General features: G+C 74.1%; 13 protein-coding genes. 5 read left to right on the top strand and 8 right to left on the bottom strand.

The annotated features are described in order from the left end of the window. Positions 1–104: 104 nt before the first annotated feature. The 6 genes from FHU37_RS15780 to FHU37_RS15755 form a co-directional block, all read right to left on the bottom strand. Positions 105–5156, bottom strand: coding sequence for an NAD-glutamate dehydrogenase (locus tag FHU37_RS15780; protein ID WP_179814813.1), 5052 nt, complete (start codon positions 5154–5156; stop codon positions 105–107). Between the two features lie 360 nt (positions 5157–5516). After that, complete coding sequence (locus FHU37_RS15775; protein ID WP_179814812.1) at positions 5517–6941, bottom strand: DUF418 domain-containing protein; 1425 nt, start codon at positions 6939–6941, stop codon at positions 5517–5519. Between the two features lie 24 nt (positions 6942–6965). After that, entirely contained in the window at positions 6966–7637 is a 672-nt protein-coding gene (locus tag FHU37_RS15770) for an HAD family hydrolase (protein ID WP_179814811.1), read from the bottom strand. A 127-nt stretch (positions 7638–7764) separates the two neighbouring features. Then, positions 7765–8319, bottom strand: coding sequence for a DUF6912 family protein (locus FHU37_RS15765; RefSeq protein WP_179814810.1), 555 nt, complete (start codon positions 8317–8319; stop codon positions 7765–7767). A 131-nt stretch (positions 8320–8450) separates the two neighbouring features. Then, entirely contained in the window at positions 8451–9737 is a 1287-nt protein-coding gene (locus tag FHU37_RS15760; protein WP_179814809.1) for a patatin-like phospholipase family protein, read from the bottom strand. A gap of 201 nt (positions 9738–9938) precedes the next feature. Further along, a complete protein-coding gene (locus tag FHU37_RS15755) occupies positions 9939–10727 on the bottom strand; it encodes an HAD family hydrolase (RefSeq protein ID WP_179814808.1) in 789 nt (262 codons plus the stop codon). 321 nt (positions 10728–11048) lie between these two features. Between FHU37_RS15755 and FHU37_RS15750 the strand changes: the two genes are divergently transcribed. The 4 genes from FHU37_RS15750 to FHU37_RS15735 all read left to right on the top strand — a co-directional run bounded on the left by FHU37_RS15750 (position 11049) and on the right by FHU37_RS15735 (position 13388). After that, positions 11049–11621, top strand: coding sequence for an Rv3235 family protein (locus tag FHU37_RS15750; protein WP_179814807.1), 573 nt, complete (start codon positions 11049–11051; stop codon positions 11619–11621). 164 nt (positions 11622–11785) lie between these two features. Further along, on the top strand, positions 11786–11980 hold the full coding sequence (locus FHU37_RS15745; protein WP_179814806.1) for a hypothetical protein: 195 nt from the start codon (positions 11786–11788) through the stop codon (positions 11978–11980). Between the two features lie 110 nt (positions 11981–12090). Further along, positions 12091–12744, top strand: a complete 654-nt coding sequence (locus tag FHU37_RS15740) for a TetR/AcrR family transcriptional regulator (protein WP_312892626.1) — start codon at positions 12091–12093, stop codon at positions 12742–12744. Then, positions 12741–13388 (top strand): peroxiredoxin-like family protein, encoded by a 648-nt coding sequence (locus FHU37_RS15735; RefSeq protein WP_312892625.1) that lies wholly within the window; start codon positions 12741–12743, stop codon positions 13386–13388. The genes FHU37_RS15740 and FHU37_RS15735 overlap by 4 nt, the downstream gene beginning before the upstream one ends. A gap of 125 nt (positions 13389–13513) precedes the next feature. Here FHU37_RS15735 and secA read toward each other — a convergent pair whose 3' ends face one another. Beyond that, positions 13514–16336: a preprotein translocase subunit SecA gene (gene secA, locus FHU37_RS15730; protein WP_179814804.1), complete on the bottom strand. Its 2823-nt coding sequence runs from the start codon at positions 16334–16336 to the stop codon at positions 13514–13516. Positions 16337–16633: 297 nt separating this feature from the next. On the opposite strand from secA, the gene FHU37_RS15725 reads away from it, so the two are divergent. Beyond that, complete coding sequence (locus FHU37_RS15725; RefSeq protein ID WP_179814803.1) at positions 16634–17863, top strand: winged helix-turn-helix domain-containing protein; 1230 nt, start codon at positions 16634–16636, stop codon at positions 17861–17863. Positions 17864–17889: 26 nt separating this feature from the next. Here FHU37_RS15725 and FHU37_RS15720 read toward each other — a convergent pair whose 3' ends face one another. Continuing rightward, complete coding sequence (locus tag FHU37_RS15720) at positions 17890–18756, bottom strand: YceI family protein (RefSeq protein WP_179814802.1); 867 nt, start codon at positions 18754–18756, stop codon at positions 17890–17892. Positions 18757–18838: the final 82 nt, after the last annotated feature.

Genomic DNA, 18838 nt, shown 5'->3' with positions numbered 1-18838 from the left:
GCCGCCCGCACGAACCACCACGGGTGGCGCCCGACGGCGCCACGACCGCACGGCCCCGGGGAGGCGTCCTCCCCGGGGCCGTGGCCGGCTCGCCGCCGCGGCGGTCAGCGCACCGAGTCGGAGCGCAGCAGGGTGCGGATCATCCGCAGCGCCACGGACAGCGTCGCCAGGTCGTAGCTCTCCACCGAGCCGATCTCCTCCAGCGTGGTGCGCGCCCGGGCCACCAACGGCGAGTCCTGCTGCCAGGAGCGGAAACGCTCCTCCGGCGAGGCCTGCCCGGTGCCCTGGGCCAGCACCTCGCGGGTCAGCTCGGCGTGCGCCGCGTACAGGTCCTCGCGCAGCGCCAGCCGCGCCATCGACTTCCAGCGGTCGGTGCGCGGCAGGCCGGTGATCCGCTGGAGCAGCTGGGCGATGTCCAGCCGGTCGGCGAGGTCGTAGTACACCTCGGCCACCTCGACGACGTCGCGGCCCGTGCGGTCCGCCACGTCCACGATGTCCAGCGCCGGGAACGCGCAGGACAGCCCGGCGACCCGGTCAGCCAGGGCGTCCGGCACGCCGGCCTCGGACAGCTCCCCCGCCACCCGCTGGTACCACTCCAGGTCCACGCCGCGCAGCAGCTTCGGCAGGTGGGTGAGCACCTCGGCGGTGCGCGCGGCGAAGAAGGCGATGGAGTCGGCGATGTCCAGCGGCTGGCGGCGGTTGTTCAGCAGCCAGCGGGTGGAGCGCTCGGCGAGCCGCCGCCCGTGCAGCCGCATCCCGGTCTGCACCTCGGCCGGCACCTCGTTGTCCAGCCGCTCCACCTCCTCCCGCAGCCCGTCGATGTCGAAGATCCGCCGGGCGGCGGTGTGCGCGCGGGCGATCTCCTCCCAGCTGGCGCCGGTCTCCTCGCGCAGCCGGAAGGTGAAGGTGATGCCGCCGGTGTTGACCATCTCGTTCACCAGCACCGTGGTGATGATCTCGCGGCGCAGCGGGTGGGCGTCGATGCGGTCGGCGAAGCGCTCCCGCAGCGGCGTCGGGAAGTAGTCGTGCAGGGCGCCCCGCAGGTAGGGGTCGTCCGGCAGGGACGTCTCCAGCAGCTCCTCGGCCGCGGTGATCTTGGTGTAGGCGAGCAGCACGGCCAGCTCCGGCTGGGTCAGGCCGGCCCCGGCCTGCAGGCGCTCGCGGATCTGCCGGTCGGTCGGCAGGAACTCCAACTGGCGGTCGAGCCGGCCCTCCCGCACCAGGCGCTTGATGTAGCGCTGGTGGGCGTGGAGCAGCGCGGGCGCCTGGTTGACCGAGCTCGCCAGCGCCGCGTTCTGCGCGTAGTTGTTGGCCAGCACCAGCCGGGCCACCTCGTCGGTCATCCCGGCGAGCAGCTCGTTGCGCTGCTTGACCGTCAGGTCGCCGTCCGCCACCACCTGGTTGAGCAGGATCTTGATGTTCACCTCGTGGTCGGAGGTGTCCACGCCGGCGGAGTTGTCGATGGCGTCGGTGTTGATCCGGCCGCCGCTGCCGCCGCAGCCGGACTGCGCGTACTCGACGCGCCCGAGCTGGGTGAGGCCGAGGTTGCCGCCCTCGCCGACGACCCTGGCCCGCAGGTCGCGGCCGTCCACCCGGATGGCGTCGTTGGCCCGGTCGCCGACGTCCGCGTCGGTCTCCGTGGACGCCTTCACGTAGGTGCCGATGCCGCCGTTCCACAGCAGGTCCACCGGCGCCAGCAGGATGGCCCGCATCAGCTCCGCCGGGGTCATCCGGCTGACCGCGGCGTCCAGGCCCAGCGCCCGCCGCACCTGCGGCGTGATCGCGATGGACTTGGCCGAGCGCGGGTGGACGCCGCCGCCGGGGGACAGCAGCGCGGTGTCGTAGTCGGCCCAGGAGCTGCGCGGCAGCTGGAACAGCCGGCGCCGCTCGGCGTAGGAGGTGATCGGCTCCGGGTCGGGGTCGAGGAAGATGTGCCGGTGGTCGAAGGCGGCCACCAGGCGGATGTGCTCGGACAGCAGCATGCCGTTGCCGAAGACGTCGCCGGACATGTCGCCGATGCCGACGACGGTGAAGTCCTGGGTCTGGGTGTCGTGGCCCAGCTCCCGGAAGTGCCGGCGGACCGACTCCCAGGCGCCGCGGGCGGTGATGCCCATGCCCTTGTGGTCGTAGCCGGCCGACCCGCCGGAGGCGAAGGCGTCCCCGAGCCAGAAGCCGTAGTCGGCGGCGACCTTGTTGGCGATGTCGGAGAAGGTCGCGGTGCCCTTGTCGGCGGCCACCACCAGGTAGGTGTCGTCGCCGTCGTGCCGGACGACGTCGCGCGGTGGCACCACGGTCTGCTCGCCGCCGTCGCCGGTGACCAGGTTGTCGGTGATGTCCAGCAGGCCGCGGATGAACGTGGTGTAGCAGGCCACGCCCTCGGCCAGCCAGGCGTCCCGGTCGACGGCCGGGTCGGGCAGCCGCTTGGCGACGAAGCCGCCCTTGGCGCCCACCGGCACGATCACCGTGTTCTTCACCATCTGCGCCTTGACCAGGCCGAGGATCTCGGTGCGGAAGTCCTCGCGGCGGTCGGACCAGCGCAGGCCGCCGCGGGCCACCTTGCCGAACCGCAGGTGGACCCCCTCCACCCGCGGGGAGTACACCCAGATCTCGAAGGCCGGGCGGGGCGCGGGCAGGTCGGGCAGCGCCCGCGGGTCGAACTTCATCGACACGTAGCCGCGCGGGGAGCCGTCCTCCTCGGTGGTGAAGAAGTTGGTGCGCAGGGTGGCCTTGATCATGGCGAGGAAGGAGCGCAGGATGCGGTCCTCGTCCAGGCTGGCCACCTGCTCCAGCGCCCAGTCCAGCTCCTCCAGGATGCCGTCGGTCAGCTCGCTGCCGGCCTTCTGGTGCTTGGGCGAGAACCGGGCCTCGAAGAGGTTCACCAGCAGCCGCGCCGCGTGCACGTTGTGCACCAGCGCGTCCTCGATGTAGTCCTGGCTGAACGTCGAGCCGGCCTGCCGCAGGTACTTGGCGTAGGCGCGCAGCACCATGGCCTGGCGCCAGGTCAGCCCGGCGCGCAGCACCAGCTCGTTGAAGCCGTCGGACTCCGCCTCGCCGCGCCACACGGCGGCGAACGCCTCCTGGAAGCGCTCGCGGGCGTCCGGGGTGAGGTCGGCGTCGGTGTGCGTCAGGCGCAGGCCGAAGTCGTAGATCCAGGCGACCTCCGCCGCGGTGGCGGCCTCACCGGCCCCGGTCTCCCCGGTGACGGCCGGCAGCACCGCCTCGGCGGGCGGCGTGGAGGGGTGGCGCCGGCGCAGCTCGTAGGGGTGCTCGTCCACCACCTCCACGCCGAGCCGCTGCAGCACCGGCAGCACGGTGGTCAGCGAGATCGGGCCGCCGGTGCGGTAGATCTTGAACCGGCGCGTCCCGGGCGGGGCCCCGACCGGCTGGTAGAGGTTGAGGGTGAAGTCGGCCGGCCCCAGCGCGGTGATGTGCCGCAGGTCGGCGACGGCCGCCCGCGGCGGGAAGTCCGCCTTGTAGCCCTCCGGGAACGCGGCGGACCACTCCCGGGCCAGCCGCGCCGCGCGCTCCTCGCCGAACTCGGCGTGCAGCGCCTCCACGAAGCCGTCGCTCCAGGAGCGGGTCGCCTCCGACAGCCGGGCCTCGATGCGCTCCACGTCCGGATCGCCGAGCTCGGTACCGGGCGCCGTCCGCACGATGTAGTGCAGCCTGGAGAGCACCGACTCGGTGTTGCGCGCGGTGTAGTCGACGCTGACGCCGCCCAGCTCCTCCTTGAGGATGGCGGTGATGCGCTCGCGCACCTGCGTGGTGTAGCGGTCCCGCGGCAGGTACACCAGGGCGGAGAAGAACCGGCCGTAGTCGTCCTTGCGCAGGAACAGCCGCAGCCGGCGGCGCTCCTGCAGGTACAGCACGGACGTCGTGATGGCCAGCAGTTCGTCCACGTGCGTCTGGAACAGCTCGTCGCGCGGGTAGGTCTCCAGGATCTGCAGCAGGTCCCGCCCGTCGTGGCTGTTCGGCGGGAAACCGGCGCGCTCCAGCACCTCGGCGACCCGGCGGCGCACCACCGGCACCCGCCGCACCGACTCGGTGTAGGCGGTGGAGGACAGCAGCCCCAGGAAGCGCCGCTCCCCGACCACGTTGCCGTGCTCGTCGAACTTCTTGACGCCGACGTAGTCCAGGTAGGCGGGCCGGTGCACGGTGGCCCGGCTGTTGGCCTTGGTCAGCACCAGCAGCCGTTTCTCCCGCGCCTTGAGCCGGGCCTGACGGGACATCCGGCTGAACGCGGCGGAGACCGGCAGGTTCATCGGCTTGTCGGCCCGCAGGATGCCGAGCCCGGTGGCCGGCACCGCGCGCAGCAGCTCGTCGTCGCCGTCCTCGGCCTTCTCGGCCTCCTCGTCGGGCAGCCGCACCAGGTCGTACTCGCGGTAGCCGAGGAAGGTGAAGTGGTCGTCGGCCAGCCAGCGCAGCAGCTCCCGGGCCTCCTCGACCTCCTCCTTCGGCAGCCCGGGGGGCGGCACCTCGCCCAGCGACTCGGCGATGTCCAGCGCCCGCTGGCGCATCTTCGTCCAGTCCTCGACCGCCTCGCGCACGTCGGAGAGCACCCGCCGCAGGCCGCCGGCGATGGCTGCCAGCTGCTCCGGGTCGGTCTCCCGGTCGATCTCGATGTGCATCCACGATTCCAGGCAGGCGTCCTGGGGCAGCTGCCCGGCGCCGACAGTGGCGGCCGCGCGGCCGTCGGGCAGCGCCACCAGTTCGCGCAGCGCGCCGGCGACGTCCCGCCGCACCACCATCTGCGGGTGGATGGCCAGGTGGATGCCGCGCTGCTGGCGGCTCAGCTCGTTGCTGACCGAGTCCACCAGGAACGGCATGTCGTCGGTGACGATCTCCACCACGGTGTGCGAGCTGGTCCAGCCGTGTTCGGCCACCGACGGGTTGTGCACCCGCACCCGCGCGGTGCCCTGCGGGCGATCGGCGGCCAGGGCGCAGTGGGAGGCGGCGGCGCCGAAGAGGTCGACGGGATCGCGGCCGAGCAGGTCCTCCGGGGCGGTGTGCCGGTAGTAGCGGCGGAGCAGGTCCTCCGCGGCGCCGGCGGACAACCCTCCCGGCGCGGTGCGGCCCGGCGGCTGGTTCGTTCCGGCGACCTCCGCCGCCCGGGCGAGCAGTTCGCCCTTCGCCTCGTCCAGCTGCTTGCTCTGCATGTTCCGACTCCTGTCGCGCGCCGTTGCGTGACCCGGTCGGGTGCCACTCCTTGGCTCGGGCACCCCTGATGTGGACGTCACCGTTCCGCTTCCTGGTTGCACACCACCGAACGAATACCGGGCACGGCCAAATCCAACCTCTTACCCAAAAGCGGTGATGCACAATCCTGTTTCGGCCCGGTAAAGCCAACTGTCGAGCGTACCCCCCGGATCGCGGCGCGTCAGGAGCGCACTCGTACACGTCACCCCCTCCCGGCTGTACGGATCGGACAACGGCCCCGGCACGCCGCCGAACCATACGCTCCTGACACCACGTCACCCGACCGGCGGACCCCCGGCGCACCACCGGGAGCGGCGAAATCACCCGATCGGTGGATCACCCGGACGCCGGCCCCCCGGCGCCGCGCCGGGCCGCGCCCCGCCCTCCGGCGCCGCACCGGCCGGGCGTGGCAGCAGCAGCGTCGCCACCGCCAGCGACACCTGGTGCAGCAGCGCCTCCAGCGGCCCCCGCCCCACCGTGGACCGCCACATCCAGCAGCCCGCCACCGTCAGCAGCGCGAACATCCACCACAGCGGCCAGCCGAGGAGTCCGGCGGACGTCCCCAGCCCGCCCAGCAGCACCCGGATCGCCAGCAGGTGCGCGGTGTACGCGGTCAGCGCCAGGGCCCCCACCGCCGCCAGCGGCGCCAGCGCCCCCGGCAGCCGGTCCGCCGCCACCAGGCACAGCGCCAGCACCACCAGCGCCGTCCCGGTGGCCCCCACCACCTCGAAGACCGTGCCGGAGTGCGGCGAGGCGACCAGCAGCCACGCCGCGTCGTCCACCGGCACCGTGCCCACCCGGTAGTCCATCGCCCGCTCGAACGGGGAGAGCGCCCCGCCGCCCACGTACTGGCCGGCGGCCAGCTCGTCCAGCCGCTCCGCCCAGCCGAAGCCGTACAGCAGCACCCGCGACGTCCCGTAGCCCAGCAGCGCGCACACCCCGCCGCCGAGCAGCAGGCCGGCCCGCACCCCGAAGGAGCGCAGGTCCAGCCGGCCCACCGCCATGCCGGCCAGCACGAACGGCATCCAGGTCAGCGCCGGATAGCTGCCGGTGACCAGCGTCGCCCACACCGCGTCGCCCAGAGCCGCCGGGGAGGACCAGTCCTCGAACCGCATCACCGCGTCCGACTCGTACGCGTGGGCCTCCGGGGTGGTGGCGTCGCGGACCGCGAACGACAGCAGCGGCCCGGCCACCGCCGCCACGGCCGCGCACACCGCCAGCGCGCGCGCCCGCAGGCCGATCAGCGGCAGCGCCAGCAGGAAGTAGGCGCCGTAGCAGGTCAGGATCACCAGCACCCCGGTGCCCAACGAGGTGAGGTACATGCCCAGCGGCAGCAGCAGCACGGCGCGCACCGCGATCCGGATCGCCGAGCGGCCCAGCCGCGCCCCCCGGTGCGGCCGCGCCCCACCGGACAGCAGGGCGATCGACACCCCGGCCAGCAGCGCGAACAGCGCCGAGGAACGGCCGTGGGTGAGCTGGGCCAGCGGCGCCGCCGGCCCGCCGGCGTGCGGGTCGGGCCCGACGTGGGCGGCGAACATCCCGAGCACCGCCAGGGCGCGGGCCACGTCCACGCCGACCAGGCGGGCGGTCGCCGGGCCGGTGCCCGGCGCACCGGCGGCGTCCCGAGGGCCGGCGGCGTCCCGAGGGCGGGCGTCACCCGTCCGGGCGCCGCCCGGCGTTAAGGGCGCCGCCCGCTCCGACCACGGGCGGGGCGACTCCGGCGGGGAGGGGGGCTCGACGGCCACGGCGACTCCGGTACGACGTAAGGATCAGCTGCTGATCTGATCCAACGCGACCGAGACCGCTTCCGCCAGAGTGTCCACCACCGGCACCCCCACCTCCTCCAGCGCGGAGCGGCTGTGCGACCCGCCCGTGTACAGCACCGCCCGGGCCCCCGCCGCCAGCGCCGCCCGCGCGTCGTCCGAGGCGTCCCCGATCACCACCACCTGCTCCGGGCGGAACGCCAGCCCGTCCTCCTCCCGCAGCTGCCGCAGGTGCCGGACCATGTGCTCGCTCTTGCCCCCGCCGTTCGCCCCCGGATTCCCCTGGATCCGCACGAAGTGCGACTCCACCCCGTAGCGGCGCACCAGCGGAACCAGGTGCGCGTGCGGAGACATCGACAGGATCGACTGGGTACGCCCGGCCGCGCTCCACCCGGTCAGCAGCTCGGTGACGCCCTCCGCCAGGTCGCAGGCCTCCACCCGCGCCCAGTAGTGCCGGTGGAACGCCGCGTCCAGCACCTCCCACTCACGCTGCGTGGGCATCCGGCCGATCAACCGGCGGTAGAAGTGCGGCACCGGGACGCAGTACAGCTCCCGGTACCGCTCCATGGTGATCGGCGCCATGCCCACCTCGGCGAACGAGGCGTTGGTGGCGTCCAGCACGGCCTCCACGTCGTGCAGCAGCGTGCCGTTCCAGTCCCAGACGATGTGTGCGCTCACCCGGTCAACGGTAACCGCGCCCACCGCGCCCCTCCGCGGAGCCCTGACCCCGCGCCCCGCCCGGTCCGCCCCGCGTGGCCCCGCGCCGCCCCGCACGGCCCGGCGTGGCGGTCGGCCGGCACGGCGCTCAGCCGGCGAGCAGCTCCGGGATCTCCTGCACCGCGTACCACAGCAGTTCCAGGTCGGCGACGGCGTCCATCGCGGCCACCGCCGCCTCCCCGCCCTCCCGGCCCCCGGCGCCCACGGCGCGCACCGCCGCCGTCACCACCGGCCGCGCGTCCGCCGCGTCCACCTGCACCGCCGCCAGCCGGCGCAGCGGCACCGGCCCGCGCAGCAGCACCCGCCCCGGCTCCTCCTCGCCCTCCCCGGCCCCCGAGCCCGCGCCCGTGCCGGCCGCCGCCCGCGGCGACAGCTCACCCGGGCGCGCCACCGCCGACTGGGCCACCTCCACCGCCAGCACCACCCGGCGCGGATCCGCGCCCGGATCCTCCGCCAGCAGGTGCAGCGACGCCTCGGCCGCCAGCGACAGCGCGGCGTACTCGTACTCCTCCTCGTCCCCCTCGCCGTACCAGTCGCGCAGCTCATCGGTCACCGCGAAACCACCGAACGGCGCCGGACCGATCTCACCGGCGGCGGAGGCGGCGGCGAGGCCGACCAGGGTGGTGGGGACGTACACGCGCATGACGAACGCTCCGGCTGCGGACGGGAGGGGCGACGGACCGGCGAGGAGGACCACCCCGGCCCGGGACGGCCGCGGGCCCCTCGGCCTCCCCCCAACCCTAGACCGCGCCCCGGCGGCCTTCCGCCCGAGTGCTACCGCGCGCCGGCCGCGCTGGAGACGTCCGCCGCGGCCGGCCCGGCCGGCCCGGGCGCCAGCCGCAGCGGCGCCAGCGCCTCCCGGCTGGTGCGCAGCGCCGTCTCCAGGACCGTCAGCCGGCGCGTGTGGTCCATCATGTTGCCGCCCATCGCCTCCAGGTCCTCCGGCCCCGGGCCGAGCATCCGCACCCGGGTGCCGGTGGCGCGCAGCACCTTCGCCTCCCGCAGCATCTGCCGGGTGACGGTGCGACGGAACCGCCGCTCCAGGTGACCGAGCACCGTGCGCGGCCGGTCCATCCGCTTCGAGGCGCCCGGCGCCAGCACGAACACCTCGTCCAGGCCCTGCCCCACCAGCAGGTCGGCGTTGGTCGACGACCAGCTGCCGCCGTCCATGAAGCGGCTCTCCCCGATCTCCACCGGCGCGAACCAGCCCGGGATGGCGCACGACGCCATCACCGCCTCCGCGGCGCTGGCCGGCGGCGCCTGCGGATCGCCGAACGCCACCCGCAGCCCCGTCTCGTAGTCCAGTGCCACCAGCCGCAGCCCCGGGTGCCGCGGCCAGTACTCCCCGGACAGCAGGGTCTCCATCAGCAGCCCGATCGGCCCGATCGACCCCCGCCCCTGCGGCAGGAACGCCGACACCACCGCCGGGAACGGGTACGTCCGCGGATGCCGGAAGGTCTCCCGCAGCATCGCCGGTGAGCCGATGCCCGGCCGGGGACGCGGCGGCAGGGCGCCACCGGCGACCGTGTCGTAGTCCAGCCGGATGCCGTCCAGCGGCCCCGTGCTCACCGGCACCCCGCGCTGGTGGTCCAGCAGCTGCGCCGGGGAGGCGCCGGTGGCCAGCAGCGTGCCCACCACCGCCCCCGCCGAGGTGCCGACGATGAGCTCCGCGGTGCCCGGGTTCCAGCCGGTCGCCTCCTCCAGCGCGCACAGCGCGGCGATCGTCCACGCCGCCCCCAGCATGCCGCCACCGCCCAGGACCAGCCCGCGGCGCGGCCCGGACGCCGGACCGCCCACCCGTCCGCCCGGCGGCGGGGTCAGCAGCCGGGAGGTGGCGGTGGCACCACTCGGGGTGACCGCCCGCACCGCCCCACGCCGCGGCACCCGCTCGTGCGCCGCCTCGGCGGTCGCCGTCGCCGTCAGGGCGACGCTGTCCGGAACGGCACCGGCGGACTCGGCCGCCCCCTCCTCGCGCCCCGCCCCGTCAGCAGGCAGCGCCGCCCCACCGCGCTCGGCGTCCTCCACCGCCTCGACCGGTTCCACGGCGTCGACCGCGTCCATCGACCGCGCCGGATCCGGTGTCTGACGAGGGCGTACCGCGAACCAGCGACGTTTCGGCTGCGACTGTCCCTGCTCGTCCATACTCCCGTGATACCCCCCGGAAACATCCTTGTCCCACCGGCCGCACCGGCCGGCGATGTGGCGCCGGTCACTTCCCCGGCCGCCCCTGCCGCCTCCCTCGGATGCCCCCGCCCCGCCCGGCTACACCCGCTCCTCCGGCCCCTCCGGCCCCTCCGTCAGCCCGGGGCGTTCCGGGTACAGGCCGAGCGCCACCAACTCCCCGACGGTCTGCGGCAGCGAGCGGTAGAGCACCCCCACCATCCCGGCGCGGCGCGCGCCGGAGACGTTCGCCGGCGAGTCGTCGACGAACGCGCAGCGCGCCGGCGGCACGCCGAGGCGCTCGGCGACCAGCCGGTACGCCTCCGGCCTCGGCTTGTGCAGGCCCGTCTGGCCGGAGGTCACCACGGCGTCGAACAGGGCCGCCCAGCCCGCGCGCGGGTAGTCGTCGCCGTGCCCGTTGGTCAGCAGGGCGGTGCGGTGACCGGCGGCACGCACCCGGCGCAGCACGGCCGCCATGGTCGGCAGCGCCGGAAGCGCCGCGCGCAGCCAGCGCACGGCCGCCTCCGCCTCGCCGCCGGCCGCCTCCGGGGCGGCCGTCCCGCCGACGGACGCCCGGCGCAGCAGCCGGACGGCGAGCGCCGCGGCACCGGAGGGATCGGCCGAGGCCAGCGCCTCGTACGCGTACACCGGGTCGATCCGGGCGGTGTCCCCGAGCGCCATGCCGGCCTGGCGCCGCACGGCGTCCACGAACTCCCAGGCGTCCAGCGGCGGCCCCGGGACGCCGCCGGCGCCCGTGGCCGCGCCGAGGGCGCCGGCCGGCCAGCCCTCGACGTCGACCAGCTCGGCGTCGACACCCACGGTGACCACACCCTCCCAGTCGACGATCAACGCGTCGGGTAGGCCGTCCTCCGTGGCCCTGGTTCCGTCCATCGCTTCCGCGCCCATGCCGCCTCCGACTCCGCTCCCGTGCCGGGCGGTTCCCGCCATCCGCGCCTCCGCCTCCGATTTTCACCAGCGCGGGTGAATCGCCCCGGCGCCCCGACGCACCGCCGCCCCGCGCGCGGAGCGACGACCACGCCGGAATCCCGGGGCGCGCCTCACCCCAAAGGATGATCATTCCGGGCCCGCCGACCGGACCGGAAGGGGCTGGCACCGCGAGAAGCGACCGCGCTTCCATAGCCACGCGGCGTGGCGCGCGGCACACCCCCGGGCCCCGCCGTCCACCCGCCACGCACCGAGGAGGAGCGACGGATGACCACCGACACGCTGGCCACCCCCGGCGAGCACACCCCGCACCCCGTGATACGGCGCCCCCCGGGCGGGCCCGTGCCCCCGGGCCACCGCCCCCGGCCCAGGCCCGGAACCCCGACCCGACGGCCGCCCCGACGCCCCGGCGCGCCACAGCCCGGACGGCTCCGCAGACCACCCGGGCACCCCCCACCGGGGCCCGGCGGGCGGCGCGGATCGCGCCCCTGCGCGCCCGACGACGAGGCGCTGGGCCGGCGGCACGCGACCCTGCTGCTGGAGTCGCTGCACGGCCGGGTGCCGCTGGTGCGCCTGCTGCCCCGCACCACGGAGCAGGTGTACGGGGAACTCGGCCGGACGGCCCGTCGGCTGGCCCGGGAGCGACCGCTGCGCGCGGCCGACGGAGTGCCGCTGCCCACGGCGGTGCTGTGCAGTTGCCACGCCTACCGGCCCGCCGAGGAGGTGCTGGAGGTCGCCACGGTGATCCTGCGCGCCGGCCGCCACCGGGCCATGCCGTTCCGCCTGGAGAGGCGGGGACGCGTGTACCCGTGGAAGATCACGGCCTTCGCACTGCTGTGACCCGCCGCGGCACCCCACCCGCCCGCTCCGGCACCGGTGGGATCCGGAACGCCCGGATCCCACCGGTGCCGGACGCCCCCCACCCGGGAAGGTCCTCCGTGCCGAACCGAACGACGCCACGCCCGTCCACGCCACGCCCGTGTGGAAGGAGGGAGCAGGCGACGGTGCCTCCGCCCCCACCTCCGCCGACGATCCCGCGCGCGCTGACGGTCCAGGTCCGCACCGGCCGGGCGTGCGTGCACTGCCGGGAGGCGGTCGCCGCCGCCACCGTTCCGTTCGCGGTCCACGACATGTTCGGCAACCGCTGGAAGGTGCGCTGCTGCGCCGGCTGCGCCGCCGCCGGCGAGCTGTCGTCCTGACCGGACCGCGGTCGCCGCGAAGTTCCGCCGCCCGTCCAGGAGTTGTCGTACCGTCAGTCCAGCGCTAACTTGGAACGATCGTTCCGAGATGGGGGTGTTCGGTGGCCGACGTGAAGCACTTCGAACCGGCGGCGGCGCTCGGCACGGCGATGGAACTGTTCTGGCGGCAGGGCCTCGAGGCCACCGGCATCCAGGACGTGGTGGCCGCCACCGGCGTCAACCGCTCCAGCCTCTACGCCACCTTCGGCGGCAAGAAGGAGCTGTACATGGCCGCGCTCCGCCGGTACATGGACGAACACGCCACACCCGCCTTCGCCGCGCTCGCCGCCGACGACCGCGGCCTCCCCGCGATCGCCGAGTTCTACGACCAACTCGTCCAGCAGCGGTGCGAAGGCCGCTACGCACGCTTCGGCTGCATGATCGTCAACGCCAACGCCGGCCCGGAGAGCGCCGACCCGGACGTGCGCCAGGTGCTCGACCACAACCAGGAGAGCCTCGTGGCGGCCATGCGGTCGGCCCTCGAGCGCGCCGCCGAACTCGGTCAGCTCCGCGCCGGCCTCGACCCCGGGATCGTCGCCCGCACCCTCGCCGTCACGGCGTACGGGCTCAACCTGCGCTCACGCGCCGGAGCCGCCCCCGACGAACTCCGGGCGATCGCCACCGTCCTGCTGGAGTCCTTCACCGACCCGCGCCACGCGACACCCCCACCCGAAGCCGCACCACCGCGGCGGAACCCCACCCTCGAAGGAAGGACCTCCCAGTGAGCCTCAACGAGCAGCTCCGCGCCGTCCTGGAACTCGCGCCCCGACAGATCCCCGCCGAGGCCCTGGCCGTGATGGAACGGGCCGCCCGCGAACTCGAAGCCTCCGGACTGGCCAAGGCCGCACTCACCGTCGGCGACCAGGCCCCCCGCTTCGCCCTCCCCGACGCCCACGGCACCACCGTCGCCCTGGACGACCTGCTGGCCCAGGGCCCCGTCGTGATCAGCTTCTACCGCGGCGCCTGGTGCCCCTACTGCAACCTCGAACTGCGGGCCCTCCAGCAGAGCCTCGACGACTTCCACCGGCACGGCGCCCGCCTGGTCGCGATCTCCCCCCAGCTGCCCGACCAGTCGCTGACCCTGATCGAACGCCACGAGCTCGCCTTCGACGTCCTCAGCGACGTCGGCTCCCAGGTGAGCAGGGAGTTCGGGCTGGCCTTCGACCTCACCGACGAGCTGGCCGCCGTCTACCAGAGCTTCGGCATCGAACTCGAACGCGTCAACGGCGGCCACGCCCGCACCCTGCCCATCCCCGCCACCTACCTGCTGGACCACCAGGGCGTGATCCGCTGGGCGCACGTCAACACCGACTACACCCGGCGCGCCGAACCCGCCGACATCGTCACGGCACTCGCCGAACTCCACTGAGCCCCCGCCGTACGGCCCGACCCCTCTCGCCCACACCACCCACGGACCCACGCCACAGCGCCGCGGCCCCTGCCGGAGAACCGGCAGGGGCCGCGGCGCTCGAACCGATCACCGGCGAGCCGACGCTACTTGCGACGCCGACGGTTGCCGCCCTTCGCCGCCTTACGGCGCTCGGCACGGGTCATCTGGCGCTCGCCGCCGTCACCGGACGTCTTCGCGTCCTCGACCAGCTCGCCCTCCACGATGCCCCCCGCGCCGTCCACCGTCGGCGCCTGGAAGTGCAGACGGTCCGGCCGGCGCGGCGCCCCCAGGCCCTTCGCCCGGATCTCCGGGGCCCCGGCGGCCGGAGCGGCCTCCTTCGTCAACGCGGGAGCCCCGCCGCCCTGCGCCGCCTGACCGGCCACCGCCGCGTCCTGCGGCGCGCCCTCGGCCACCGGCACCTCCTCGACCTTCCGCTCCACCTGGACCTCCAGGTTGAACAGGTAGCCGACGGACTCCTCCTTGATGCCCTCCATCATGGCGGCGAACATGTCGTAGCCCTCCCGCTGGTACTCCACCAGCGGGTCGCGCTGCGCCATCGCCCGCAGCCCGATGCCCTCCTTGAGGTAGTCCATCTCGTAGAGGTGCTCACGCCACTTGCGGTCCAGCACCGACAGCACCACGCGACGCTCCAGCTCGCGCATCACGTCCGCGCCCAGCTGCTCCTCGCGCTCCTCGTAACGGGCGTGGATGTCGACCTTGATCTCCTCGGCGAGCATCTCCGCGGTGATCCCGCCGCGGCCACCCGCCTCCTCCTCCAGGTCGTCGATGGTCAGCTCGACCGGGTACAGCTGGCCCAGCGCGGACCACAGCTTCTCCAGGTCCCACTCCTCGGCGAAGCCCTCGCTGGTCGCCCCGCGCACGTACGCGTCGACGGTGTCGTCCATGAAGTGGCTGACCTGCTCCCGCAGGTCCTCCCCCTCCAGCACCCGGCGCCGCTCGGCGTAGATCACCTCACGCTGCCGGTTGATCACGTCGTCGTACTTCAGGACGTTCTTGCGGATCTCGAAGTTCTGCTGCTCGACCTGGGTCTGCGCCGACTGGATCGCCCGCGTCACCATCTTCGACTCGATCGGCACGTCCTCCGGGACGTTCGCCGCGTTCAGCACCCGCTCGACCAGGTTCGCCTTGAACAGGCGCATCAGGTCGTCCTCGAGGGACAGGTAGAACCGCGACTCGCCCGGGTCGCCCTGACGGCCGGCACGACCACGCAGCTGGTTGTCGATCCGCCGCGACTCGTGCCGCTCGGTGCCGAGCACGTACAGGCCGCCGAGCGCCTGCACCTCCTCCTGCTCCGACTTCACCGCCGCCTTGGCCTTCTCCAGCGCCTCCGGCAGCGCCGCCGCGTACTCCTCCGGCGTCTCCGTCGGCGACAGGCCCCGCTGCGCCAGCTCGGCCGCCGCCAGGTGGTCCGGGTTGCCGCCCAGCATGATGTCGGTACCGCGACCGGCCATGTTGGTGGCCACGGTCACCGCGCCCTTGCGGCCCGCCTGGGCGACGATCTGCGCCTCACGCTCGTGGTGCTTGGCGTTCAGCACCTCGTGCTGGATGCCCCGCTTGCGCAGCTGCGTCGACAGGTACTCGGACTTCTCCACGCTGGTCGTGCCGACCAGCACCGGCTGGCCCTTCTCGTACCGCTCGGCGATGTCCTCGACGACCGCGTCGAACTTCGCCTTCTCGGTCTTGTAGATCAGGTCCGAACGGTCCTGGCGCTGCACCTCGCGGTGCGTCGGGATCGGCACCACACCCAGCTTGTAGGTGCCGTGGAACTCGGCCGCCTCGGTCTGGGCCGTACCCGTCATGCCACCGAGCTTGTCGTACAGCCGGAAGTAGTTCTGCAGCGTGATCGAGGCGAGGGTCTGGTTCTCGTCCTTGATCTTGACGCCTTCCTTCGCCTCGATCGCCTGGTGCATGCCCTCGTTGTAACGGCGACCGGCGAGGATGCGGCCCGTGTGCTCGTCGACGATCATGACCTCGCCGTCCATGACGACGTAGTCCTTGTCGACCTTGAACAGCTCCTTCGCCTTGATGGCGTTGTTCAGGTAGCCCACCAGGGGCGTGTTCACCGACTCGTACAGGTTGTCGATGCCCAGGTAGTCCTCGACCCGCTCGACACCGCTCTCCAGGATGCCGACCGTGCGCTTCTTCTCGTCGACCTCGTAGTCGCGGTCCCGCTCCAGCCGGCGCACCAGCTTGGCGAAGTCCGCGTACCACTTCGTCGCCTGGTCCGCCGGACCCGAGATGATCAGCGGGGTGCGCGCCTCGTCGATCAGGATCGAGTCCACCTCGTCGACGATCGCGAAGTTGTGCCCGCGCTGCACCAGCTCCGCCTTCGACCACGCCATGTTGTCGCGCAGGTAGTCGAAGCCGAACTCGTTGTTGGTGCCGTAGGTGATGTCGCAGGCGTACTGCTCCCGCCGCTGCGCCGGCGTCATGTTCGCCAGGATCACACCGACCGACAGGCCCAGGAAACGGTGCACCCGGCCCATCCACTCCGAGTCGCGCTCGGCCAGGTAGTCGTTCACCGTGATCAGGTGGACGCCCTTGCCGGTCAGCGCGTTGAGGTAGGCCGGCAGCGTGCCGACGAGGGTCTTGCCCTCACCGGTGCGCATCTCCGCGATGTTCCCCATGTGCAGCGCCGCGCCGCCCATCAGCTGCACCTTGTAGTGCCGCTGCCCGAGCACCCGCTTGGCGGCCTCGCGCACCGTGGCGAACGCCTCAGGCAGGATGTCGTCGAGCGACTCCCCGTCCGCCAGCCGCTCCTTGAACTTGTCGGTCTCAGCGCGCAACTCGGCATCGGTGAGGCTGACGAAGTCTGCTTCGATTGAGTCGACCTGGGCAGCGAGGCCTTCCAGCTTGCGAAGGATCTTCCCTTCACCGGCGCGCAGGATCCTGTCGAAGACGGACACGTAGGGGTGCTCCTTGCCGTTTCGGTGTGTCGCGCGGGACGCGGCAGTGCGGCAGGTCCCACTCCACCGCACCGGCCATCGTATGCGAGGTCGGCGGCCCGCCGGAAAAAAGTCAACCTCGACGATCAACCCGACAGGCCTTCGCCATTCTCGCGCGCGCACGGCGCCGCGTACAGAACCCGTGGCCCGCACGGCGCCGGCCCGACCGCGTCCTGGCCGGAAGTCGCCCCCGCCGGGTCACCCGTGAGGGTGAGGGCGGGCGGCGGCGTTGTCAGTGCCGGCCCGTAGGGTGCGCGCATGGCCGATCGCAACCCCCGCCCCCAGATCGTGCTCGACGCCGACCAGGCCCGGCGCATCGCCCTGCGCGCCCAGGGCCTGCTCGGCTCGCCCGCGCGCCGCGCGGGAGTGCCCGGGGTGCTGCGCCGGCTCGGCGCCATACAGCTGGACACCATCTCCGTCCTGGCCCGCTCCCACGAACTCGTGCCCTACGCGCGCCTCGGCGCGGTCGGCCGCGCCCCGGTGGAGACCGCCTACTGGAGCGGCCGGGACGCCTTCGAGTACTGGTCGCACGCCGCCTGCGTGCTGCCCCGCGAACAGTGGCCCTACTTCGCCTTCCGCCGCCGCCACTACCAGCGGCAGGGCTACCGCTGGCACCGGATGGCCGACCCCCGGCGCAGCTGCGCCGAGGTGCTCGCCCGGCTGCGCGGGGAGGGGCCGCTGACCGCCGCGGAGCTGGGCGGGGCGAAGAACGGCGGGGTGTGGTGGGACTGGTCGGAGGTGAAGATCGCCGCCGAGTACCTGTGGGACACCGGCCAGGTGGCCTGCGTGGAGCGCCGCGGCTGGAAGCGGGTCTACGACCTCGCCGAGCGGGTGATCCCGAAGGAACTGCTGGAGCGGGACCCCGACGACACCGAGTGCCTGACCCGGCTGGTCCGCCTCGCCGGGCAGAGCCTGGGCGTGGCCACCCGCGCGGACCTGGCCGACTACCACCGGCTCAAGGGGGAGCAGGTGGACGCCGTGCTGGAGGCGTCCGGCCTGGTGCCCGTGCACGTGGCCGGCTGGGGCCAACGCGGATCGGGACGCTCCGCGGCGGCCGCCGACACCCGGGTGGCCAACGCCTGGGCCGACCCGGCGGCGCTGGAGACCGAGCCGTCCGGCCGGCACCGCACGACCCTGCTGTCGCCGTTCGACTCGCTGGTGTGGGACCGCGCCCGCACGGAGCGGATCTTCGGCTTCACCCACCGCCTGGAGGCCTACGTGCCGGCGTCGAAGCGGGTGCACGGCTACTTCGCGATGCCGCTGCTCTCCGGCGGCCGGCTGCTGGGCCGGGTGGACCCGGGCCGGGAGGGCCGGACGCTGGTCGCCAAGCAGGTGTCGCTGACCGCCCCCGGGGCGGTGCGGCCGATGGCCCGGGCGCTGCGCGAGGCGGCCGAGTGGGTGGGGTGCACGTCCGTCCGGGTGGAGGCGGACCGGGTTTCCCCGCCGGCGCTGGCGCCGGCCCTGACCGCCGCGGTCGCCGCCGACTGACCGACGGCCCGGGGGTCAGCAGGGGTTCAGCCGGTCGGCAGCTCCTCGCCCCGCACCGCCTGGATCTCCAGTTCCACCCGGAGCGACATGCCCACCGCCGCGACGCCGGCCCGGACGAGCTGGCTGTAGTTGATCGCGAAGTCGTCCCGGCGCAGCTCGGTGGTGGCCGAGAACGCCGCCCGGGTGCCGCCCCACGGGTCGGGCCCGGTGCCGAGGTAGCTCAGCCGCAGGTCGACCGGCCGGGTCACCGCGTGCAGGGTCAGCTCGCCGTGGACCGTCCAGGCGTCGGCACCGCGCGCGGTCACGCCGGTGCCCCGGTAGGTGATCCGCGGGTGGCGCTCGACGTCCAGGAAGTCCGGGCTGCGCAGGTGGTCGTCGCGCAGGGAGTTGCCGGTGTCGATGGTGGCGGCGTCGATCTCGGCCAGGACGGTGGAGCGTTCCAGCGGTTCGGCGATGTCGACGCGTCCGGCGAAGCTCCCGAACCGGCCCCGGATGGTGGACAGCCCGAGGTGGCGGGCGGAGACGTGGACGGCCGAGTGCGCCGGGTCGATGGTCCACGGCCCGGGCGGCGGCAGTTCGGTGCCGCCGGTCCGGGTGAGCACCAGGGTGCCGAGGTCGGCGGCGCCGGAGGCGGCGACCAGCACGGTGCGGGCCTGCGGCTGGTAGCCGGCGGCGGTGACGATGGCCGTGTAGGCGCCGGGCGGCAGGGGTGGGCCGGCCACCCGGCCGTCGTCGTCGGCGTCGAGCCGGGCGACCTGCGTTCCGGTGGGGTCGGTGAGGGTGACCGCGGCGTGCGGCACCGCCCATCCGTCCTTGGTGCGAACCGTGGCCCGCAGGCCGGCGGCACCCAGGGCGGGGCCGGGGCCGGCCGGGCGGCCAAGGCCGTCTGGCATGTCTGTGGCTCCTTCCGGGGGCGTGGTCGGGGCCGGCCGGGCGGCGGGTGAGCCGCCCGGCCGGGCGGGGGGAGGGTCGGGC

Source organism: Allostreptomyces psammosilenae (genome assembly GCF_013407765.1).
GTDB classification, from domain to species: Bacteria; Actinomycetota; Actinomycetes; order Streptomycetales; family Streptomycetaceae; genus Allostreptomyces; species Allostreptomyces psammosilenae.
Note: the sequence above shows the minus strand (reverse complement) of the source record. Positions and strands in the feature narration are given on the sequence as shown.

What these genes read in the sequence shown, in the direction of transcription:
- FHU37_RS15765 (WP_179814810.1), bottom strand. Translation starts at nt 8,319, where the DNA reads ATGCGCGTGTACGTCCCCACCACCCTGGTCGGCCTCGCCGCCGCCTCC.
- FHU37_RS15720 (WP_179814802.1), bottom strand. Translation starts at nt 18,756, where the DNA reads ATGCCAGACGGCCTTGGCCGCCCGGCCGGCCCCGGCCCCGCCCTGGGT.
- FHU37_RS15725 (WP_179814803.1), top strand. Translation starts at nt 16,634, where the DNA reads ATGGCCGATCGCAACCCCCGCCCCCAGATCGTGCTCGACGCCGACCAG.
- FHU37_RS15780 (WP_179814813.1), bottom strand. Translation starts at nt 5,156, where the DNA reads ATGCAGAGCAAGCAGCTGGACGAGGCGAAGGGCGAACTGCTCGCCCGG.
- FHU37_RS15760 (WP_179814809.1), bottom strand. Translation starts at nt 9,737, where the DNA reads ATGGACGCGGTCGACGCCGTGGAACCGGTCGAGGCGGTGGAGGACGCC.
- FHU37_RS15750 (WP_179814807.1), top strand. Translation starts at nt 11,049, where the DNA reads ATGACCACCGACACGCTGGCCACCCCCGGCGAGCACACCCCGCACCCC.
- FHU37_RS15755 (WP_179814808.1), bottom strand. Translation starts at nt 10,727, where the DNA reads ATGGACGGAACCAGGGCCACGGAGGACGGCCTACCCGACGCGTTGATC.